The 22,112-nt window shown below is 43.0% G+C and carries 20 protein-coding genes; 14 read left to right on the plus strand and 6 right to left on the minus strand.

Translation table 11 applies throughout. The features are described from left to right. Positions 1 to 10 precede the first annotated feature (10 nt). Both GGD38_RS23675 and GGD38_RS23680 read left to right on the plus strand, forming a co-directional pair. Positions 11 to 4,663, plus strand: coding sequence for a DUF6443 domain-containing protein (locus GGD38_RS23675; RefSeq protein ID WP_375301669.1), 4,653 nt, complete (start codon positions 11 to 13; stop codon positions 4,661 to 4,663). A gap of 12 nt (positions 4,664 to 4,675) precedes the next feature. Further along, complete coding sequence (locus GGD38_RS23680) at positions 4,676 to 5,224, plus strand: hypothetical protein (protein ID WP_375301668.1); 549 nt, start codon at positions 4,676 to 4,678, stop codon at positions 5,222 to 5,224. A 53-nt stretch (positions 5,225 to 5,277) separates the two neighbouring features. Here the strand turns inward: GGD38_RS23680 and GGD38_RS23685 are convergent, their stop codons facing one another. Both GGD38_RS23685 and GGD38_RS23690 read right to left on the minus strand, forming a co-directional pair. Beyond that, a complete protein-coding gene (locus GGD38_RS23685) occupies positions 5,278 to 6,756 on the minus strand; it encodes a glycosyl hydrolase family 39 (RefSeq protein ID WP_375301667.1) in 1,479 nt (492 codons plus the stop codon). Between the two features lie 89 nt (positions 6,757 to 6,845). Further along, on the minus strand, positions 6,846 to 7,355 hold the full coding sequence (locus GGD38_RS23690; protein WP_375301666.1) for a hypothetical protein: 510 nt from the start codon (positions 7,353 to 7,355) through the stop codon (positions 6,846 to 6,848). Between the two features lie 97 nt (positions 7,356 to 7,452). Between GGD38_RS23690 and GGD38_RS23695 the strand changes: the two genes are divergently transcribed. The 7 genes from GGD38_RS23695 (at position 7,453) to GGD38_RS23725 (ending at position 13,458) form a co-directional block, all read left to right on the plus strand. Further along, a complete protein-coding gene (locus GGD38_RS23695) occupies positions 7,453 to 9,963 on the plus strand; it encodes a glycoside hydrolase N-terminal domain-containing protein (protein ID WP_375301665.1) in 2,511 nt (836 codons plus the stop codon). 153 nt (positions 9,964 to 10,116) lie between these two features. Continuing rightward, positions 10,117 to 11,058 (plus strand): iron-sulfur cluster repair di-iron protein, encoded by a 942-nt coding sequence (ric, locus tag GGD38_RS23700; RefSeq protein WP_375301664.1) that lies wholly within the window; start codon positions 10,117 to 10,119, stop codon positions 11,056 to 11,058. A gap of 45 nt (positions 11,059 to 11,103) precedes the next feature. Further along, on the plus strand, positions 11,104 to 11,910 hold the full coding sequence (locus GGD38_RS23705; RefSeq protein ID WP_375301663.1) for a DUF2249 domain-containing protein: 807 nt from the start codon (positions 11,104 to 11,106) through the stop codon (positions 11,908 to 11,910). Positions 11,911 to 11,914: 4 nt separating this feature from the next. Beyond that, a complete protein-coding gene (locus GGD38_RS23710) occupies positions 11,915 to 12,400 on the plus strand; it encodes a hypothetical protein (RefSeq protein WP_375301662.1) in 486 nt (161 codons plus the stop codon). A gap of 50 nt (positions 12,401 to 12,450) precedes the next feature. Then, a complete protein-coding gene (locus GGD38_RS23715) occupies positions 12,451 to 12,717 on the plus strand; it encodes a hypothetical protein (RefSeq protein ID WP_375301661.1) in 267 nt (88 codons plus the stop codon). Between the two features lie 3 nt (positions 12,718 to 12,720). Then, positions 12,721 to 13,023: a metal-sulfur cluster assembly factor gene (locus GGD38_RS23720; protein ID WP_375301660.1), complete on the plus strand. Its 303-nt coding sequence runs from the start codon at positions 12,721 to 12,723 to the stop codon at positions 13,021 to 13,023. A gap of 3 nt (positions 13,024 to 13,026) precedes the next feature. Continuing rightward, positions 13,027 to 13,458 (plus strand): RrF2 family transcriptional regulator, encoded by a 432-nt coding sequence (locus tag GGD38_RS23725; protein WP_375301659.1) that lies wholly within the window; start codon positions 13,027 to 13,029, stop codon positions 13,456 to 13,458. Between the two features lie 2 nt (positions 13,459 to 13,460). Here GGD38_RS23725 and GGD38_RS23730 read toward each other — a convergent pair whose 3' ends face one another. Next, entirely contained in the window at positions 13,461 to 14,069 is a 609-nt protein-coding gene (locus tag GGD38_RS23730; RefSeq protein ID WP_375301658.1) for a hypothetical protein, read from the minus strand. A 565-nt stretch (positions 14,070 to 14,634) separates the two neighbouring features. On the opposite strand from GGD38_RS23730, the gene GGD38_RS23735 reads away from it, so the two are divergent. The 3 genes from GGD38_RS23735 to GGD38_RS23745 are packed head-to-tail and all read left to right on the plus strand — an operon-like array spanning position 14,635 to position 16,576. Further along, complete coding sequence (locus GGD38_RS23735; protein WP_375301657.1) at positions 14,635 to 14,808, plus strand: hypothetical protein; 174 nt, start codon at positions 14,635 to 14,637, stop codon at positions 14,806 to 14,808. 11 nt (positions 14,809 to 14,819) lie between these two features. Then, positions 14,820 to 15,644 carry an aldo/keto reductase gene (locus GGD38_RS23740; RefSeq protein WP_375303735.1) on the plus strand — a complete coding sequence of 275 codons (825 nt, stop codon included), beginning with the start codon at positions 14,820 to 14,822 and terminating at the stop codon, positions 15,642 to 15,644. Positions 15,645 to 15,661: 17 nt separating this feature from the next. Further along, positions 15,662 to 16,576 (plus strand): helix-turn-helix domain-containing protein, encoded by a 915-nt coding sequence (locus GGD38_RS23745; RefSeq protein ID WP_375301656.1) that lies wholly within the window; start codon positions 15,662 to 15,664, stop codon positions 16,574 to 16,576. A 51-nt stretch (positions 16,577 to 16,627) separates the two neighbouring features. Here the strand turns inward: GGD38_RS23745 and GGD38_RS23750 are convergent, their stop codons facing one another. Both GGD38_RS23750 and GGD38_RS23755 read right to left on the minus strand, forming a co-directional pair. Continuing rightward, on the minus strand, positions 16,628 to 17,617 hold the full coding sequence (locus GGD38_RS23750; protein ID WP_375301655.1) for a non-reducing end alpha-L-arabinofuranosidase family hydrolase: 990 nt from the start codon (positions 17,615 to 17,617) through the stop codon (positions 16,628 to 16,630). A gap of 133 nt (positions 17,618 to 17,750) precedes the next feature. Beyond that, positions 17,751 to 18,968 carry a hypothetical protein gene (locus GGD38_RS23755; RefSeq protein WP_375301654.1) on the minus strand — a complete coding sequence of 406 codons (1,218 nt, stop codon included), beginning with the start codon at positions 18,966 to 18,968 and terminating at the stop codon, positions 17,751 to 17,753. Between the two features lie 252 nt (positions 18,969 to 19,220). Here GGD38_RS23755 and GGD38_RS23760 point away from each other — a divergent pair, with 252 nt between their 5' ends. Then, on the plus strand, positions 19,221 to 20,486 hold the full coding sequence (locus GGD38_RS23760) for a hypothetical protein (RefSeq protein ID WP_375301653.1): 1,266 nt from the start codon (positions 19,221 to 19,223) through the stop codon (positions 20,484 to 20,486). A gap of 35 nt (positions 20,487 to 20,521) precedes the next feature. Then, positions 20,522 to 20,926, plus strand: coding sequence for a hypothetical protein (locus tag GGD38_RS23765; RefSeq protein ID WP_375301652.1), 405 nt, complete (start codon positions 20,522 to 20,524; stop codon positions 20,924 to 20,926). 30 nt (positions 20,927 to 20,956) lie between these two features. On the opposite strand, the gene GGD38_RS23770 is transcribed toward GGD38_RS23765, so the two are convergent. Further along, the gene (locus GGD38_RS23770) at positions 20,957 to 22,000 is read right to left on the minus strand and encodes an endo-1,4-beta-xylanase (RefSeq protein ID WP_375301651.1); all 1,044 of its coding nucleotides are present in this window, start codon (positions 21,998 to 22,000) and stop codon (positions 20,957 to 20,959) included. Positions 22,001 to 22,112: the final 112 nt, after the last annotated feature.

A 22,112-nucleotide genomic window follows, 5' to 3' on the forward strand; every position in this document is an offset into this window, starting at 1 on the left:
TCTTATAAGCATGTTTAAGATAAACAGATTCTCACATGTTGTATTTAGCATCATGTTTATCCTTGCTGCGGGGCATAGTCAGGCGCAGCAAAATAACAAACCTGTTACCGTTACGCCGCAGTCACCTCCATATAATCCATTTATTCCTTATAGGTTTAAGGGGGGTGATATAGTGAACTACACGCGTACAAGGGAAGCCTGTATGCCTATAACCGATCCCGATGTTTTTGAAAATGCTGCTAGTAAGGATGTTAAGGAAACGACCGAGTTTTTTGATGGTTTGGGCAGACCGATCCAAACTGTTAACCGCCAGGCTACAATAAATGGTTTTGATTGGGTAACGCCGGTTAATTACAATGAATATGGTTTTGAAGAATTTAAGTACCAGCCTTATGCATCAGGTAGAACTAATGGCTTGTTCAAAATGGACCCTTATTATGAGCAGTCAATATACATGTGGTCGGAATACTCTGATGAACAACCCTATTATGCGCATATTCTTCACGAGCATAATCATCATAAAGAAGTTGTAGGCGTTGTACACCCAGGCAACAACTGGGGAGGAAGCAACCGAGGTATAAAGTATCAACACTCCTATAATACAGATGAGGAAGGTGTGCGCAAATGGGAAATAACAAGCAACGACCTTACTTATAATAATACTGCAGATGTAAGGATCAATATTCCGGTTTCAACAAGTGCTTTTGATTGGGGTACGTTGGTTAGGAAAATTACTATAGATGAGCAGGGAAACAGGGTTTTTGAGTATACTGACTTTGAAAAAAAGCTGATATTTAAAAAAGTGCAGGTTGGGAATGTGACAGACGACGCAGGACTGGAAGGTTTTCTATGTACCTATTATGTATATGATGAACGGAATCAATTACGTTTTGTATTACCGCCGAAAGCGATCGCAGCATTGACGGTAAACAACACTACCAACTGGATGCTCACCGATGATATTGTCAACGAATTATGTTTTCGCTATGAGTTCGATAATCATGGTCGTGTGGTAGCCAAAAAGCTGCCTGGCGCCGATTGGGTATATATGGTGTATGATATCCGCGACAGGCTGGTGCTTACCCAGGATGGCAATTTGCGTAAAAACAAACAGTGGATGACCATTCTGTACGATGATCTAAACCGACCGGTGATCACAGGTATTGCCACATGGGATATTAATGCATTAAATGCACAACAATTAGTTTTGGACCAAACAAAAACGGGTTATGCTGGCAGTCTCAAGCAGGATATAACCCTTATAGGTTTAAATACTGGTGTGCAGCAAGCGTTGAATAGCATTACTTTGGATCCTACTTTTCTATCAGGGGATTATTTTACTGCTGAAATTGTTCAACCCGGAGCGAATATTACAATTGAGGGAATAACTGTTAATAAATATCCCCTTCCGTCAACGGCTCCTTTTGTAGCCCTTACCAAAACGTATTACGACGATTATTCCTGGACAAACAAGTCGTTCTCTGCTGCATACAATAATTATCTGGATGCGGGCACCAATCTGCATCCGGTAGAAATGCCAACGCAGCACTTCGCTCAGCCAACAGGGCAGGTTACCGGTACAATGGTGAGAGTTTTAACCGATCCTGATAACCAGGGAACCGGTAATTGGCTTACTAAGGTTAATTTTTATGACGATCGTTTGCGCATCATCCAGGAGTATAGCGAAACGCTCAAAGGCACCGATATCATTACCAACCGGTACGATTTTATTGGTAATGTCATCTGTAATTACGTCGATCATTCGAATATTAACGCAGTTCCTGCCAGTGTGCATCTCAAAACCGGGTTTGATTTCGACCATGGCGGCAGGTTGTTGAGAATATGGAAAACGATCGATGATAACGATGGTTCTAAAACAATGATCTCAGATCATTGGTACAAGCCGAATGGAAATTTGTGGACAAAGAATCTTGGTGGAAATGGTTACTATGCACCCGGAGTGGCACGGCTGGAATATTCGTATAATATCAGAGGGTGGCTCACCGGCATCAATAAAGAGTATGCAAACAATAACGGGCAGGACGATGCCTGGTTTGGAATTGAATTGAACTACGATCAGGGCTTTCAGGCAAATCAGTATAATGGCAATATCGCAGGTGTTAAATGGCGCAGCAAAGGTGATGGAGTAAGAAGGGCCTATGGTTATACCTACGATAAAGTGAATCGCCTGCTGGGCGCCGATTTTACCCAGTTTGACAAAATCGATTATATAGATGATGATAAGGTGAAATTCGATGTGCAGATGGGGGATGGCGCAGACCCGAACAAAGCCTATGATGAAAACGGTAATATAAAGGCCATGAAACAGTATGGTCTAAAACTGAACAGCAGTCCGGTAATAGACGATCTTACATACGGTTATTCCACGCAGGGGCTTGGTAATAAACTGGTATCTGTTTATGATGCAGTACCTGCCGCAGCCGATATTAAGCTTGGCGACTTTACCGATAAAAATAGCGGCAGTGATGATTATAGGTATGATGATAATGGGAACCTTACTACCGATCTCAATAAACAAATAGGAGGCAGCACAGCTGGTATTTTGTATAATCACTTAAACCTTCCCTGGAAAATAAATGTACAAAAGGATAATTCGCCCGGCGTGAAGGGTACCATCATTTATTTGTATGATGCTACAGGAGAAAAGTTGCAAAAAACGGTAACTGAGTTTGACGCTACGGTTATGTATAATAATGCTAGCTATACGACCGACATAATCACTATCACCTCATATTTGAATGGTTTTATTTATGAAAGTAAGTCGTACAAGGATAATGATCTGGATGCATTAGCTTATACTGATAAGTTGCAGTACATTGGGCATGAAGAAGGTCGGGTACGTTACATAGAAGCTACAGCTAAGGCTCCTGCCCATTATGAATATGATTATTTTATAAAAGACCATCTTGGTAACGTGCGTACAGTGCTAACAAGTGCGCAACAGCCATGTATCTATCCTGCAGCAACGCTGGAAGAAACAGCAGTAGCTAAAGAAAGTGAGTACTTTAATATTGTTACATCCAATATCACGGATAGGAGTGAGGCCATAGGCATTCCAAATTATATTAACAAAAATGGCGGCGAGGGTGAATTGGACCCTCCTGTAAATAATAACCCCACCAGTGACGTTACCGCATTCAGCCAAAAGTTATATAGGTTAGAAGCATCAGGTACCGGTGGGGTAACCGGCTTAGGTATAACGCTGAAGGTAATGAGTGGCGATCGCATCGATATTTACGGTAAATCATATTACTTTGATAACAGCACGGATAATAATCAATATCCTGTACCTGTGGTGGATGTTTTAGGTGGATTACTCAATGCTTCGGCCACCGCAGCAAGCAAATTGGTTACAGCAAATGGATTAAATGGAATACCATCCATTCATGACGCTGTTAAAGGATTTCTTGAGGATCCAAACCGGGAAACAAATACGGGTCCCAAAGCCTATATAAACTGGATGCTGCTGGATGAACATTTTCAGTATAAAGACGGGGGCTTCGATAAAGTAGGCCATGCCAATGAACTAACGCCCCATACATTCTCAAACATTCCAATCAATTACAATGGTTATCTTTATGTTTATGTTAGTAATGAAAGTCCGGTAAGAGTGTATTTCGATAATCTTCAGGTTATTCATAATAAAGGCCCGTTACTGGAAGAAACGCATTATTATCCATTTGGATTGACGATGACAGGCATTAGTTCAAAAGCGTCCGGATCGTTGGAAAATAAACTCCGGTTAAACGAAAAGGAAGAACAGGAAAAAGAGTTTAGTGATGGTAGTGGGTTGGAGTGGTACGATTTTGGGCCAAGAATGTACGATGCCACAATAGGACGTTGGAATAACCAGGATCCTCATGCTGATAATTATTTTAACTGGACCCCGTATAATTATTGTGCCGATAATCCGCTTATAAACATAGACCCTGATGGAATGGACTGGTATCAGGACGTAGATATGGAATACGTATATGATCCTACTATAACTAAAAATTCCATATTGAAAAAAGATCAGGTATATAAGGGAACCGATTTTCAGGTAAAAGACAAAAAAGGGCGTGTTATTGAAGACTATAGGAAAGATGGAAGTATTATGTTTGCCAGGGAATCGAGTGCCTATTCCCGAATGATAAAACGGACCACGGATACAGGTAATGAATCAATGGGTGTTTTAACAGATAAGGGAGTTCTTGTAACTCCGGATTATAAGAATAATTCAAAAACTGTTGATTTGAATAATTATGGTTATTCATTTAAGGACGGAAATTTGGTTGATGCTTCAGGTAAAACATTTAACACCCTGGCAACAGCTCATACACATCCTGGTGGAGATATAGTCAGCACATCAACTTCAACCGGTTATGGGGATTTGACGTTTGCCGCATTCTCAACGCCCAAAAAGCCTGTTTTTGTGTTTATGATGGGGGATAAATACTATAAAGATAAAATTAGTTTCCTCATTTCCGGACCCAAAAGCGGGAAGTGGAGTGAGTTTGTTAATTATAAATTGGGCATCTTATCAGATGCGCCAGGCCTCAAAGATTTTAAACAATCAAATTTGCGAAGTGGAAAGCCTGGGATTGGGCTAATTCCGCTAGTTCAGCAGCAAGGAGCTATTTTTAGAAGTATGGTGAAATAATAATAATTTTTTATGTCAAGAGTATTGTTTTTATTTTCAGGGTTCATGATCATGATTGCCTGTCGTAATTCTGAAAAAACTGTTTTAAATGATAAATATCTGATACCAAAGAGCGGGCTTAAATCAGTGATCGATTCCTTTGTTCAGGTAGTCGGAAATAAGCATCCTTATTATGAGATTTATATAAATAAATTGTCGCGATTCGAGTCGGACATAATTATTTATTCCGGGGAACAATCATTAACAACGGTTGAAAATAAAATACAAAGCCAATTCTCATTGGAGAAAACTAAATCTATGGGGGTGATATTTGATATTTATTCTGGCGCTGAACGCTATTTTGACAGGGCCGAAAATGTTGGAAAAGATGAGCTTCAGGATGAAAGTCAAAATCCTTTGGGTTATTACATAATGTGGGCGGTTAAGGATAGTGCAGGAAGGTTCAATATTTTTTCACCTCTCAATGCCTATCCCTTTTCACCAATTGTAGAGAATATACCGGATAGTATTATGCTCAAATTTAAACCGCCAGTCGTTCCTGCCGGTGATAAAGAAGAATAGTATACGTAAAGAAGCAAAGAAGGCGCGAGGCATCGGCGCCTTTTTTGCTTTTCTCACCTCACCTCCACCACACTCACCCCAAACCCCTTCAATACCACCACATTCCCATTAACCGCCACTTGCGAAGGCGCTTGTTCGCGAGTGCTTACATCTACCGATCTCACACTACCTGCCTTCACATCTACCGGCAACATCACAGTAGCCTCCGCTTTATTTTTGTTTATCAATAAGATCTTCTTCCCCTGTTTGGTTTGTATTCCCTGGGCTACTATGTAATTCCCTTTGCTTTTGCAGGTGGTGGTGGCCAGCACATCGCCGGCGCCAAAGTTTTCTTTTATAAGGCGCAGTACCCAGTACCGTGCATTGGGATTGCCGTTTTCCCAGTTCATCATACTTACATCGGGAAACTGTGTGGGGTAACCTACCAGTTGCGATTCGCCGGCTACATCGATGCCGAGTTTGGTTAGTTCGAGAAAAATATAAGCGTATAATGAACCGGCCAGGTTCCAGTAGTCTTCATGTATAGGACCATTTTCGCGCGGTGAGCGGAGTATAACGCCTATTTCATTGATCTGTGTAAATACCTGCGGCGCCAGGCGTTTCCTTATATGCTCAATGTAACGCACTTTGTCGAGAAAGCTTTCTGCACTTTCAAAGAACGTGTACTGGTAGCCGTCAATGTCCTGCTGCGGTTGTGAGGGTCTTGAATAGTGATGGTACGAAATCCCTTCGAGCGGTATACCGGGTTTATGGTTCTTTAGGTTCAGGAAATATTCAAAATACTCCGGTTCGCGTACATGCGCCAGCGATAGTCCTACGAATTTTGTTTGGGGACTGATCTTCTTCAGTTCACCTACAATGGCATCGTACATTTTGGTGTACAGTTGTACTGGTATTTTATGTTCAAGGTCGGGCTCGTTGAGCACTTCCCAATAGGGAATATCGTAATGATGCCCTGATTTATGATACACGCCCAACTCATCGGTAAACCCGCCTTTTGTATACCAACTGAACAGACGCGAAAAATAACCGGTGAGTTCTTTCATGGTGGTATCGCGTAATTCGGTGCCCTGGTTATAGTCCCAACATAATCCATACGCATCATCGGGGTAGGCAACTGGTTTGGCCGTCTTCCACATCCAGGCCGGGGTAGTGCTGAAATTAATGACGCTTGAATGCCCTTTTGTCGCTTCCATAAAAGCGGCCATGGAGCTGTCGAGGTAGGTAAAATCCCAATATGTATTGCTGCCGGTGGGTGGTTTTAGTTCTGCCACAGCCATTTTAGGGTAGGGGAACCAGGGCACATACCGAACATAATCGGCGCCTAGTTCCTTTAATGCCTTAAAAGTATTTTTATGAATGGGCGAACCGGGCCGCACCATGGGGTTCTCAACCAACTGCAAGGTTGGCGTTGTTTTCGAAACTATGAGGGTTTTATTCCAGTTGATGGTAACCTTACTGGTATCTGTTTGGGCTAATAATGGCGAGCTGGCAAACGCTAATACGCCTGCTGCAATAAGCATTCGTTTCATATGACCGGGTGTATTTTGTATATAGGGTTTATATACGTAAAACAACGCCGATACCACTAGCTAAACCCGATAAACTACGCTATAGTTTTTTACAGATCATGTTTTTCGCAAAGGTCACTGTACTTGTCCAGCATATCGGGCTGACTTCTTATATTAACAAGCCCAACCGTGTCAAATTCATCCAGGCCTGCTTTGCTCGTTACTCCCAGGTATGCCAATGCTTCATTTATAGTTGTTATTTTTTTACTTACCCATGTATCATTTTTGTAAACACTGGCAAATTGCGACCCAATGCCGCCAAAATAATCTGTTGAAATGATCGCAAACTCAATATAAGGGGTGGCTATATAAGGGGTAGCTGAAATCTTTTTCATAAGTTCAGCTAAAGCTAGTTCGGTAGGAATGGTCCAAGATGCGGGTTTGGCGCTTTCCAAAAATCCCTTCAGCCCAAATATGAATTGCCAATAACTGGCATAATTGTGACTCACATGAAATAGCGTTAAATTAAATCCCAGGTCTTTGCCAACCAGGTCATATTTAATAGCAATATCTTTACCATATTCGCCTTTAAGGATCAGTGCTGTAATGTTGTGTGGCATAATTATAAAAGGTCGGATTTATGCAAAATAAAGTCTTTTTCAAATAATGTTACAAATACGCCTGCCATTAACTTTGAGCACGTCTTAAAATTGCCATATGAATAAAACGAAGAAAGCCTCGTGTATAGTTTCTCTTCTGTTCCTGTTAATTCCACTGGCAGGGATCACTCAAATGCATATTGATAATTTACACTATGATCGGCCAGCCCACGAATGGACGGAAGCGCTACCTGTAGGCAATGGCCGCCTTGGCGCCATGGTGTTTGGCGGTGTGCAGGAAGAGTTGATACAGTTAAATGAAAGTAGCCTTTGGAGTGGCGGGCCAATACCTAAAGTGATAAATCCCGATGCTGCCAGTCACTTACCCGAGATCAGAAAGGTGTTGCTGGAAGCCGATTTCGACAAGGCAAGCGCGCTGGCAAAAAAAATGCAGGGCCTTTTCACCGAATCGTATATGCCTATGGGCGATCTTATTATTAAACAACAATTCAGGGATACAGCTGTAACGGGTTATGAACGCAGCCTGGACATACAAAACGCAAGATGTAATACCTCATATATGGCGGGCGGTGAATTTTTTACCCGTACCGTATATGCATCAGCGCCCGATCAGGTGATCATTATACAAATAAAAGCGATCACTGCCGGTTCGCTAAACCTGAAAGTGGGTGCCCGAAGCCCGCTTATGTATACCCTAAGTGCAGCCGCTAACAATGAATTGGTAATGAAGGGAAAGGCGCCGGCACATGCCGATCCCAGCTATTATAAAAGGAACCAGGCGCCGATCATCTGGAAAGACAGTACCGGCGCCAACTGTAGCGGTATGCGGTACGAAATGATTGTGAAAGCAGTGAATACAGGAGGAACGGTTACAGCCGATACATCTGGCATAACAATAAAGAGTGCTTCCGACGTTGTACTGTATATCTCTGCCGCTACAAGCTTTAACGGCTTTGATAAATGCCCCGATAAAGAGGGTAAGGATGAGCACAAGTTGGCAACAGGGTATTTGAATGCAGCCCTGAAATATAATGTTCAGCAACTAATAGACCGCCAGCGAGCCGACCATAGAAAATATTACGACAGGGTAACTTTTCATTTACAGGATACTACGTTGGGATATAATAAAGGGATCCGTGTAAACAAGAATTCCATGCTCCCCAGCGACAAACGACTTGAAAACTACTCTGCAGGAGCGTACGACCCGGGCATTGAAGTGTTATACTTTAACTATGGCCGTTACCTATTGTTGTCGTGCTCGAGGCCGGGCGGGATACCTGCCAATTTACAGGGCCTCTGGAATAAAGAACTGCGGGCGCCCTGGAGTTCAAACTTTACCATCAATATAAATACACAAATGAACTACTGGCCGGCAGAAGTAACGAACTTATCCGAGATGCATTTGCCGCTTTTTGACCTCATGAACAACCTGGCTGTTACGGGTAAACGCACTACCAAAGAGTTTTATGGTATGAACGGCTGGGTAGCGCATCACAATACCGATATCTGGGCAACCAGCAATCCCGTAGGTAATAAAGGCGATGGCGACCCCAAATGGGCCAACTGGCCACAGGGCGGTAACTGGCTTTGTCAGCACGCCTGGGAACATTATAGCTTCACCAGGGATAAAAAATTCTTAAAGAACGTCGCTTATCCTTTAATGAAAGGGGCTGCTGAGTTTTGTCTCGACTGGCTCGTAGAAGATAAAGATGGCTACCTCATCATGGTGCCTTCCACTTCGCCCGAAAATGATTTTAAATATGGCAATGGTAAAACGTCGGGCATTGGCGTGGCTACTACTATGGATATGTCTATCATCTGGGACCTGTTCACCAACCTGATAGAAGCCTGTGATGTGCTGGGTATTGATAAAGTTTTCCACGACAAACTGGTGGCCAGGAAAGCAAAATTGTATCCATTGCACATTGGCAGCAAAGGCAATTTGCAGGAATGGAATAAAGACTATGAAGATGTTGATCCGCAACATCGCCATGTATCGCATTTGTTTGGCTTGCATCCCGGAAGGCAAATAGCGCCGGTATCAACACCTGAGTTTGCAGCAGCTGCCCGCAGAACATTAGAAATAAGGGGTGATGAAGGTACGGGTTGGAGCAAGGCCTGGAAGATCAACTTTTGGGCACGTTTACTCGATGGCAACCATGCCTACTCATTGGTACGCCAGTTGTTGACTTATACCGGCAATTCAGGCACCGGTTTTAAAAGAGGCGGCACCTATGCCAACTTCTTCGATGCGCATCCGCCTTTTCAAATCGATGGCAACTTTGGCGGCACAGCCGGCATGGCCGAAATGCTGTTGCAAAGTCATTTGGGCGAAGTGCATTTGTTACCTGCACTGCCCGATGCCTGGGGTGAAGGTTCGGTTTCCGGCTTAAAAGCCCGTGGTAATTTTGATGTATCCATTCATTGGAAAAATCACCGGCTCACCAATGCCCTCATTGTATCGAACGTGGGCGGAATTTGTAAAATAAGAACTGCAATACCTGTTACTATAGTATCGCTGAAAATTAAATCGGAAAAAGACGCGCATGGCTATGTGCTTACATTCGATACAAAACAAGGACAGACATATCTGATCAACTCATTGTAAGTTCTGATCTTCGTCAGTGCCCTTCCTGATAGTGGTTAGCCCAAAACATGATTCTACACCGGGAATAAAAGTATTACGGTACTTTTATTCCCGGTGATTTATTTCACTTATACCTTTGTTGCGTACTAAGGAATAAATGAAATATTAAACACTATGCAGGAAAATATTTTAAATGTAACGTTACTGGAGCCCCGGCAAAAACACCCCACTATTTTTGCCCGTTTCGATGCGCTCAATGAAGGAGAAAGTGTAACCATACACAACGATCACGATCCCAAACCGCTTTATTACCAATTGCTGGGTGAACGGGGAAATACCTTTAGCTGGGAATATCTTGAACAGGGGCCCGAATGGTGGAAGGTGCGTATAGGAAAGAATGTTGCCGGCGCATTGGATGAAACACTTGGACAAATTGCCGCTAAAGACCTGCGCAAGGCTGAAGTATTTAAAAAGTACGGACTCGATTTTTGTTGCGGTGGTAAGAAATCGGTTAAAGAAGCCTGTTTGGAAAAAGGGCTCGATGTAACGAAGATAGAGTTCGAATTACAACAGGTTGAAAAAACTGCAAGTGGCGGCCGGCCCTTACCTTATAATGAATGGGGCCTCGATTTTCTGGCCGACTATATAATGAATACACATCATAGTTACGTAAAGAAATATCTCCCCGAAATAAGACAATATGCCGCGAAAGTTGCGAAGGTGCATGGCGATGCTCATCCTGAGTTAATTACTATTCAAACCCTGGTTGAAACCTTGAATAATGAACTGTTGGGGCACCTGAATAAAGAAGAAGCTATCTTATTTCCATTTATCAAACGCCTGGTGAAAATAGAGCCTGGTCAACCCGCTGCCTTTTTTCCTTTTGGCTCCATTCAAAATCCTATTAGCGTAATGGAACTGGAGCATGAAACCGCTGGTGGTATTTTGGAGAAGATAAGAGAACTCGCTAATAATTACACGTTGCCTGCCGATGCCTGCGCCAGCTATAGTTTGTTGTACCGCTTATTAAATGAATTTGAGAACGATCTGCATATTCATGTGCACCTCGAGAACAATATTCTTTTCCCCAAAGCCCTGGCGCTGGAGAAGAAATAAGTTTTAGAACGTAAGCCCGCCTGCTATTACAATAAACTTAATGCTATGGTTATAACAGCCAATACAAAGATCGCCGCCATACTAAAGCACCATCCGGCTGCTTTAGAAGCTATCATCAGCCTGTCGCCTAAATTTGAAAAGCTGCGTAATCCTATCTTAAGAAAGTTAATGGCAGGGCGGGCTTCCGTTTCAACGGCCAGTAAGATCGGTGGCTGCAGTATCAACGAGTTTTTCAAAAAGCTGCAACCATTGGGGTTCAATGCAGATGATACTGTACCGATAGTTGCAGAAGAAAAACAACAAGCGCCTGATTTTATAAAGTCATTGACGCCAAATGACATTGTAATACTCGATGTGCGGCCGGTTATAGCATCGGGTAAAGACCCGTTGAATATCATTCTTGAACAATTCAAAAGCCTTCAACCGGGACAGGTATTGAAACTGTTGAACAGTTTTGAACCAATGCCTTTAATGCTGTTGTTGCAAAAACAGGGCTTCAATAGCTGGGCAAATGAGATCAACAATAACCTGGTAGAAACCTGGTTTTACTGTAAGTCGGTTGCAAATGTTACGGCAGCTGCACCCGTTACCAAAACGTCAATGAATTGGGATGAAATACTGGCAAAGTATAACAACCGGCTTCAGACAGTGGATGTGCGTGGGCTTGAAATGCCATTGCCCATGATGACCATAGTCGAAGCGCTCGATGGCCTGGTTGCAGGTACTGCTTTGTATGTTTATCATAAACGTATTCCGGTTTTCCTGCTGCCAGAATTAGCACAGCGGAAATTTGTGTATCGGATAAAAGAAGTGCGTGAAGGAGAAGTGCATCTTTTAATTTTTAATACCTGATGGTATGCACAGAAACAACAGCGAACTGGTTAAAACAACTACACACAAAGTAGTATTGCCCTTTTATGTGTATGCGGCTTTGGCGTTTCTGGCGTCTGCTGTCATGTTGTTCACTTCCTCACATACATTTACACAACATTATTTTCAACCGCATATTCTGGCCATAACACATACTATGGCGTTGGGGTGGGGCACCATGATCATTTTGGGCTCAAGCCATCAGCTATTACCCATTTTAATAGAAAGGGAATTGTACAGTAACAGGCTGGCATACTTCACCTTTGCTTTTGCTGCTGCAGGCATACCATTGCTTATATGGTCGTTTTACACATTCAATATGCAATGGCCCGCCCAAACCGGGGCAGTGCTTATTAATGTGGCGGTATTGTTTTATTTGATAAACGTAGCGGCTGGTATTGCTCAAAGCAAAACGGAAAATGTAAATGCCATTTTTGTGTTTGCCGCCGGCATTTTACAAAACTGGTATTAGCCTATGGGTTCACCATCTTTTTTGGATGGCTTACTGCTCTCATTCTGGGCATGACCTTTAAAACACTGCCTTTTATTGTATGGAATAAAATATACCATACAAAATCAGGCCTCGGCCAAACGCCCGATCCCAAGGAACTGTTCAGTGCAGGTATGTTCAATGGTATGGTTATAAGTTATTTGCCGGGGTTTCTGCTGTTTGCCGTTGGGGTGCTTATCTCAAATGCACTTGTAATAAAGCTAGGCGCGGGATTGTTGCTATGCAGTGCATTTTTATATACTGCCAACGTATTAAAAATATTTTCACAAAGAGCGTAATGTATGAATGACGTAAGCAATGCCCTGGCGGGGTTACGCGAAGTGCTCGATCCTGAAATTGGATTGAACGTAGTTGATATGGGGCTTATTTACCAGTTGCAAATTGATGAGGCGGCCAGAAAAATATTTGTAATAATGACTTTAAGTACACAGTTTTGTCCTATGGGACATTCCATTGTTGATGGGGTGGAAAATAATTTACTGGCCCATTATCCCGGCTATACGGTACTTGTGAAGGTGGTATTTGAACCGGCCTGGACCCAGGAAATGATCTCAAAGGAAGGACTTGATTTTTTAAACCGATAACCGATGCTGAGCTCTACTTGTAAAACCGCTATAAAAGCCGTTATTTATCTCGCCTCTAAATTTGAGAGTGGCGAAAATGCCGGTATTAAGGAAATTGCAGAGTTTATTGATGCCAGTGAGCACACCATTGGTAAATTAATGCAAACGCTGGTGAAGCAGGGCGTGGTTAATAGTGTTAAAGGGCCTTCGGGCGGTTTCTATATTTCAAAAGAACAAAGAAAACAGCCCATCATCAATATAGTTGAGGCTATCGATGGAAAACAATTGTTTAAAGAATGTGGTCTTGGGTTGAGCAAATGTTCGGCCAGCCGGCCATGCCCCATACATCATGATTATAAGGAGGCCCGCGACAAAGTTGAAAAACTTTTCAGCACCCGAAAAATTGCCGATCTGTGCGAACCGGTAAATGATGGACTGGCGTATTTGATTGGGTAGGGTTATTGAATCACTACCGAAACAATTGGCGAATACCCCTGCCGTTTCCTGGTACCAATACCCACTATCCGGAACCAATACCTTTTTTCAGACTTCAGGTTAATAAAAGTATACTTTTTATTAGTACTTCCTTCGCTATGCCATATGGTGTTTTTGCCAGGCTGTTCGATGGCATATTGGTGAGCATAACCTTTCACGCCCTTTACACCCTTAGCCTGGATGGTTGCAATGCCAGGGCCGCCCAGTTTAACCTCCAAATCTTCAATTACAGGTGCGATCCAGATTTTACGTCGTTCCTGTGTTGCATCGAACCCGCTGCTAAGGATGATCATTCTATCCCCGTTACTGACCTTTAATACATATGTAACCAGTTCCTGTAACAACGCAAGGACGAGTTCTTTTTTTCCGTCTTTAACAGCAACCATATGTTTATCGCGCCCTAATGCGTTGGCCAGTGCTTTTTGAAAAGCAGGAGTCGCTTTTTTTAGCTTTTCCAGGGCCGCTGGTGGTTTGGGGAATAATGGATTGTTTTCCATTTTATCTATAACGCACATGCTTGTCATCAAGATGTCGTGTTGGCGTCTTTTGTACCCATAGTTTATTCTGCTCATAATAGCTGTTTTTATGGGACTCTGTGCTGGTTGGAAAACGTATAGTGGATACGAGAGGATCAATGAATACAAATATAACATGTGCACTATGCGAAAACAAAAATTTTAGCCCTGTAATAGTGTTATCGAACTGGTTTATACGTTTTGCCTAAATTAGAATAAAATAAAGCTGATGTTCGTTAGTAAAATGGGGCAAAATTCGTTTTCACGGTGTTCCTGCAAACGAAAAAGGCAAAGAAATCGTTTGCACGATGTTCCTGCAAACGGAAAAAGAATAGAAATCGTTTGCACGGTGTTCCTGCAAACGAAAAAGGCAAAGAATACGTTTGCATAATGTTATTGCAAACGAAAAAGCCAAAAAAATCGTTTGCAGGATGCTTCTGCAAACGAAAAAGGCGAGGAATTCGTTTACCCGGTGTTCCTGCAAACGAAAAGTGAGTGAAATTTGTTTGCACCAACTGCCTGCAAACGAAATCCAGCCTTTGGATACAACTCCCCATGATTTAAACACTTTTCTCAGCCGCTTTCCATTCACTTTTGCAGTATAAAATTTAAACGCATTCGTATGGAAAGCATTCCACAAATGAAATTAGGCAGTCAGGGGCTTATTGTTCCTAAAATTGGGCTTGGCTGTATGGGTATGACGGGTATGGGTCATTATGATATTTACGGTAAAGCAAATGAACAGGAAGCTATTGCTACTATTCATCGTTCTTTAGAACTGGGCGGAAATTTTTAGACACTGCCGATCTGTATGGACCGCTTGTTAATGAACAATTGATTGCAAAAGCCATAAAAGGAAAACGAAATGAGTATATCATTGCCACTAAGTTTGGTTGGGAAATTGATGATGCAGGTGCAATAACCTGGAGCATCAACGGGAAAAAAGAGTATGTAAAGAAAGCGGTGGAACGTTCTTTAAAGAACCTGAATACCGATGTTATTGATCTTTACTATTTACACCGCGTTGATCCCAATACGCCCATTGAAGAAACCGTACAGGCCATGGCCGATCTGGTTGCGGCAGGTAAGGTAAAGTATATCGGTTTGTCTGAAGCCGGTTCCGAAACCATTCGCCGCGCGCACGCCATTCGTCCTATTACTGCTGTTCAATCGGAATACTCATTATTTGAGCGGGATGTGGAAGAAGCTGGAATACTTAATACGTTACAGGAACTGGGTATTGGCTTTGTACCTTATTCACCATTAGGCCGCGGTTTTATTACCGGTGAATTGAAAAGTTTTGATGATCTGTCTGCCGATGATTTCAGACGCTCGTTACCCAAATTTCAGGGGCAACAATTTTATAAGAATATCGACCTGTTACATGAAATTGAAAAACTGGCTGATGAAAAAGGCATTACTCCTTCGCAGCTGGCCCTTGCCTGGGTAATGGCAAAAGGATATGTACCTATTCCCGGTACTAAAAGAGTTAAATACCTGGAGCAGAATATTGCTGCTACTGCAATTTCATTATCAACTGCCGATTTGAACAGGTTAGAGTCAATTATTCCTTTAGGTACTATTACCGGCGACCGGTACGATGCGAACGGAATGAAGGGAGTTAATTTATAAGCATACCTTTGTAACCAATGAAGAAGCAAACGCCTCATATCGTTCCTTCTATTTCTGCGCAACACCGCATGCTGGCATTGCCCAAACCATTTCATCCATTGGCAAGTGTGTTCAGGCTCGGGGACCTCGACTATTCCGCAGCGCCAACAGATGCGCCTTTACTGAGGCTTGATCTGTATTGCATTTCTCTAAAGCGAAATGTAAAAGGAAAGATCAGATATGGGCAGGGTACCTACGATTTTGACGAAGGCGTAATGATCTTCACTGCGCCTGGTCAAATTGTTTCGGGTATAACTGCCGATAATCAATGCGATGGCTGGAGTGTTACTTTTCATCCCGATCTTATAAGACGACACCCGTTGGCAAAAAAGATAAAGAAGTATGGCTTTTTCAGTTATGCCGTTTATGAAGCATTACATCTCTCTCAAAAGGAAGAAGAGGCCGTTGTTTCCATTATTCAGTTGCTCGATCAGGAGATCCGTAATTCAATTGATCATTATAGTGAGAACGTGATCATTGGCTATATAGAATTGCTGTTAAGTTATGCCGACCGGTTTTATAACCGGCAGTTTGTTACCCGCAAATCGGTGAATCACGATCTGCTGGTAAGGGTAGAGGACATCCTTACTGATTATTTTAATAAAGGCGCCGGAAATAAAAACGGGCTGCCCACGGTTGAATACCTGGCCAAACAATTCAACTTATCAACCGGTTATTTTAGTGATATGCTTCGTTCGCTTACCGGCCTCACAGCGCAACAACACATCCATGAAAAGATGATTGAGAAAGCGAAAGATATGCTTACGGGTACCAGCATGTCGGTTGGTGAAATTGCTTATCATTTTGGGTTCGAATACCCACAGTCGTTCAATAAGCTGTTCAAGAATAAAACTAATCAATCTCCTTTGCAGTACAGGCAATCTTTTAGTTGAGATGAATGGTGAGAGGGTGGGTCGCCTTTGCAAGACGACCCACCCTCTGTATTATTGATAATTCCTGATAATTCCCAAGTCATAAGGAATATTCCCATAGTCGCCATAGTTCCCATTTGGTACGCCCTGTATCAACAACTGACAACGATCTATATTGTCAATTTCCATTTTATCGTCGTTGCCCGAACGAATGGCTTCAACATGCGAAACCTGGTCGGTCCATACTTCCGATAAAAAGGTGAGCCTGCTTCTTACGGCCCATTGTTCAGATACTTTTGTCCATGTACCACCAAGACTTGCTGCTGTCCACAGTTCCTGGTAGCGGTTTATGTCTTCTACGATCATATAATATTTACCATCGGCTTTGTTGCGGTATACATGCGGTGCTTCAAATGTACTGGTAGCAACAACGGTAGGCGCTTCCCAATTATAAGGAAAATTGCTAATGGTTGTTCGGCGGCGTTTAATGGTGCGCGAACCATCCTGTGCCGAATAAAAGCAATACACATAGCTGCCATCGGCTATACACCAAAAATCGATGCCATCGGTAAAACCCATAGCGCGGTTGGCCGTCCATAATGCAGGGTTCCCTACATCTGTTGATGTGGCGAAAGAAGCGCCTAAACCGCTTTGGTATATGATGAACCATTTTCCTTTTACCGGGAACCAGAATACCTGCGGCGCACAAAAATAAGAACCGGCATTCAGAGCGCTCATAAAGGTGCGGCCGGCCGTTTTTAACCCGGCTATGCTTGTTGCATTGGCATAACCCATGCGCCAAAGTCCGCCAGTACCTTTATCGCGACCGGTGTAGAATAAATGGTACCGCCCACCGGAATAAACAATGGATGGATCTTTCACTGCCAGGTCGTCGAAAGCACCGGTTGGCCCATCGAGAAAACACCGCGCTTCGGCATACCAGTTGGGAATGGCAATGGCTTCTTCTTTAGCGTTGCTTGTTGGTTCAGTTGTTTTCTCCTGTACTTTGTTTTTTGAACAGCAGGTGAAGAGTATAATAAGAATGTACGATAGATGTTTCATTTGTAGGAATGTAAGGTTTTAATTAATAGGCTTGAATTGGTGAGTGGTGAATGGTGAGTGGAGAGTGAGCCTCCGAACGTTTAGATTTCCGAACAATCGCGAACCCACTCACAACTCACCACTGACAACTCCCCTAATATGAAACTAACGTAGTCACACTCGATGCCGGTAAATTAATTCCAAAGCTGCCATTGGCAATGGTAAAGCTATCGGCGGTAAGACTGGCCGAGCTGGTTGTTCGGTAACGATTGAACCCGGCAACGGTGGCGCCACTGATGGTAAATGGCTGATAGGTGATGGCCGAATTTTGATTAATGGCTACCACCACTATTTTTGAACCGCTTTTATACGCCGTTACATACACGCCGCTGGTTGGGTTAGCGGTGCAGCTTATTTTGCTATAGCCCGGGCGCACGTACCGTGCCCAATGAGCCATTACATAACCGCGTTTGGTAATATTGCCGCTTTCATCCATAGGGCCATAACTGCGCCTTATATACCACCATACATACATGTTATAGCCAACATTCATACAGTCGTGTATTTCTTTGGCAATACCCATGGCGTCGGCCCAGCCGTTGGCATCGTTGGTGTTGTAAATATGTTCCGTCATCCATACTTCTTTACCTGCTGAATAAGTATAGGGCGTTTTGCCGTAAATATGTCCGCACAGGTACCCGGTTTTTGAACTGGCGGTGGCGTTGCTCAGGTAGGTATCCATATACGTTTTATCCATGTTGAACGTTTCGGGGGCCATAATAGAAGCACCGCAATTACTGCCTTCGGCGGCGACAAAAGCGGCTACTTCCGGCGCTGTTAGTTTCATCGATTCATAGGTTACATCTATGTTCGGTTCATTAATAGGGCTTATGGCCGTTACGCCGCCTACGGTGTTACAGAAATTGCGCAGGTGTGCCGAATAACTGGCGTAGGAATCTGTTTTCAATTTACCACCCACCAGGTTGTTATTGTCTTTCATGGAAGCGGGCGCCGTCCAGGCTGAGGCGATAACAGAAGCGCCAAATGATTTGGCGGCATCGATGGTTGGTTTTTCTAAGGAAAAGTCTGAACTGTTGGGCGATACCCGTACCCGTAATACGCTTAAGCCAATACCTGTACTGGGCGAGAATGCTGTTGTTCTTTGAGCTGTTGTAAGATCGGCTACCCAGCCGCGAATATTGGCGCCGCCAAAACCCCTGATGTTTTGTTGCACCGTGCCGGCATTGATTGCAGCGGTGGCTTCTTCTTTAGGGCTGTTACTATCCTCGCCGGAAAGTGGCTGGTTTCCCTTTTTTGAACAACCGGTCAACAATAAGCCAAGGGCAAGAATCTGGATGAGATTTTTTTTCATAGACAATCGTTTATTTATTAAATGGATGCAAATAGTAATTGCAGAAGTGTTGGCAGGGACGGCAGGTAAAGCAGTTTGTTTTGTTCCTTACGCTAATGTACAGATGTAAACCGGACAATCTTAAACTTTTCATGGTCAATTTATATCAAAATGTAGTCGAAATCTCTCAGGAGGCAGGCCTGCAATGGAACGTAAATAAAAAAACTCTACTTTCGGCTGATCTTACCGTTATTCATATTTTAACCTTATTTCATGTGTGGCAAAATAATCATTACCTTATCGATATTCTTCCTCATTACCTCTTTTTATCATTACAACAATGTGTCAGACAAGGTCATTCTTGAGGTAGGAAAAATTACCATTACTGAATACGAATTGGAAAAGAATCTCGATCTCTTTCTATCAGACCTTTACCGTCAAAAAAGTAGAACGCCTGCCGATACTGATAGAGTTGCCTTCCTAAATTCTTTTATCGACCGTGCTTACTTTTTGGCCGATGCGTGCGAAATAGGCTATGATACTGCTGCTGAAATAAATAAATGGGTAGAAAGTATGGCCCATTACGTTGTTTCGAATCCCAGAGGATTGTTAGCTGGAAAAATGAAAGAGCAGGGAACGCAAATGAAAAATTTTGATACGGTAATAGCGCAGGCGCATATAAAGTGCAATGCTGCCGCAATGACCGTTTTTGAAAGCCACCTAAAGAATAGGTCCATTCGTTGGTTTGATCAAAATGAAATTACCAGCACGCTTTTCTCTTATAGCCAAAAAAATACTGAGTTGCATATTACAATAGGGGAATTCATGGAATACTATAACACCCTGCCGCTAAGTAAGGAGATAAGCACCATGGCAGAACTGCAATCTTATATCAACTCATTTGTATACGATCGGTATGCATGGGTCGAAGCCGGGGAATTGGGAATTACCAAAGAAATGAAATTTGTACTCGATAAAAATAATTACCGTAACGATGTGATGTGGGCTGCCTATGAGAAAAAAGAATTGAAAGCCGGTATTACAGTTGCCGATGATGAGTTGCACAATCAGTTTGAATCAATGCAAGATAGTTTTTCGCGGGCCACAGATGTTGTGGTTTCTGCGTTTCAGTTCCGCGACAAGCGCGCCGCCATGATGGCCGTAATGAATATAAAGGCGGGCAACCTGGCGCCCATTGACAATAACCTGCACCCCAATTACAGGCATAAAGTTGTAAACTATAAGCAGGCATTTTTTTCTGATAGTATCAAGTACGCTGTTTTTGCCATGAAGGGCAATGGTGTAATGATGCCTGTTGCATTTGATGGAAATTTCATTGTAATAAAAAAAGAGTCGGAACAGGGGAGAAGAAAAATAACCCTGGAAGAAGTGCAACGCGATCTTATTACACAAATAACAGCTGAAAAATTGTTGTATAAAAAGGCGCAACGCCTGGAGCAGTTAAAGAAGAAATACACATTGACGAATAAGATAGATTATCAAAAATATATTAAAAGGTCACAAGATAAAAAGGGCTGATTCCGGTATTGATTATTAACTCAAAATGAAAAAACATGAAACAATTAAGTCTTGTCTTGGGAATGTTAATCTTTTATTCATTGTTTTCCACGGTTGCTTATTCGCAATCCTGTACAGGCAATACCCGTAGCGCCTCCTGTTATGCCAACGGAGTTGAACAACATGTAAGCGGCGCCTGGCAGGTGAATTGCCCCACAGGCAATTTTCGGTATAACCTGAGTGCAGAATGCAGTAGCTCCGCTTATTATAGTGAGGCGGCTTTGTGGGGCGATATAACTTCCGCCTATGTTAACGCAACTGCCCAAAATCAAAGTGTTTACGACTATGGAAGTGTATCGGGATTGGACCCCAATTTTTCTTACTGGGTTGAATTGCTGGTAATGACCAGCGGCCCCGGTTGGTCGTCGGCATATGCATCCGCAGATATTTATACCTGGTGATCTTTGGGAATTAGCCCTTTTTCTTTCCGCCTAGCGATGGTGCGTGGCTATTACCGCATAAAACGCCGGTTTGGGCTGGTAGCTTCTGTCGAACAGCAATGGGTAGTTGGTGCGGCCGGCAATGGGGAAATTATTCAGCCACGACTGGCCGTCATGCACACCCCAGAAAGTGATACGGCCGATCTTGTCTTTATATTTCAGGAATAATTTGAACAGGTCTTCATAACTTTTGCTGAGTTCGGCCTGTTTAAAGTCTGGCAAGCCGTTGGGCCATGGATTGGTTGCTGGGGTATTGGGAAGTGTTCTTTGGCTTACATCTACAACGTCGCGTTTGTATGGGCTGGGCAAAACAGTGAGGTCGAGCTCGGTAAACATTACTTTTATGCCTAAGGCCGAAAATTCCTGAATGCTTTGTTCTATATCTGCCAGCGGAACATGCACCGCAGCCCAGTGTCCCTGTACACCTATGCCATCAATACGTACACCTGCGGCCTGGATCTTTTTGATCAGTGCAATGGCTGCCCTTCTTTTTGTAAGGCCTTCTATATTATAATCATTATAATACAACTCTGCATCAGGCGCCGCCTGCTGTGTCAGCCGGAATGCGTCAATAATATAATCGTCGCCAAGCAACTTTAAGAAGATCGATTTGCGCAGGCTGCCATCGCCTTCCAATGCCTCGTTTACTACATCCCAGGAAAATACTTTTCCTTTATAGTGACCGGCCAAAGTAGAAATATGATCTTTCATATACTGTTTAAGCGAATCGGCATTATTCAGGTTTTTTACATAAGCAGGCAGCTGACTGTGCCAGATAAGTGTATGCCCGTTTATTTTAATATTGTGTTGCCGGCCATAAGCAACCAGCTGATCGGACAGGGTGAAATTGTATTTATCCCACTGCGGATGCAGGTGGGTTGCCTTCATGCTGTTTTCGGGCGTAATAGCATTAAAGTGTTGCAGCACCAGCCGGTTTGCAGCCGTATCTTTCTGTTGTATCTGGAAAGAGTTTAATGCAGTTCCTATAAGAAAGTCATTTTTGAAGACTTCTTTTAAGGATTCTTTCTGGGCCAAAGTTTGTTTGGTTATAAGTACAAACAATATTGGCAAGTAGAGGTAATATCGTTGAATCATTGTTGTTAATTATTATTTGGGGAGGTAAGAGGTAAGAAGTAGGAGGTACGAA

The sequence above is a fragment of the Niastella sp. OAS944 genome (assembly GCA_024809215.1).
GTDB lineage: Bacteria > Bacteroidota > Bacteroidia > Chitinophagales > Chitinophagaceae > Niastella.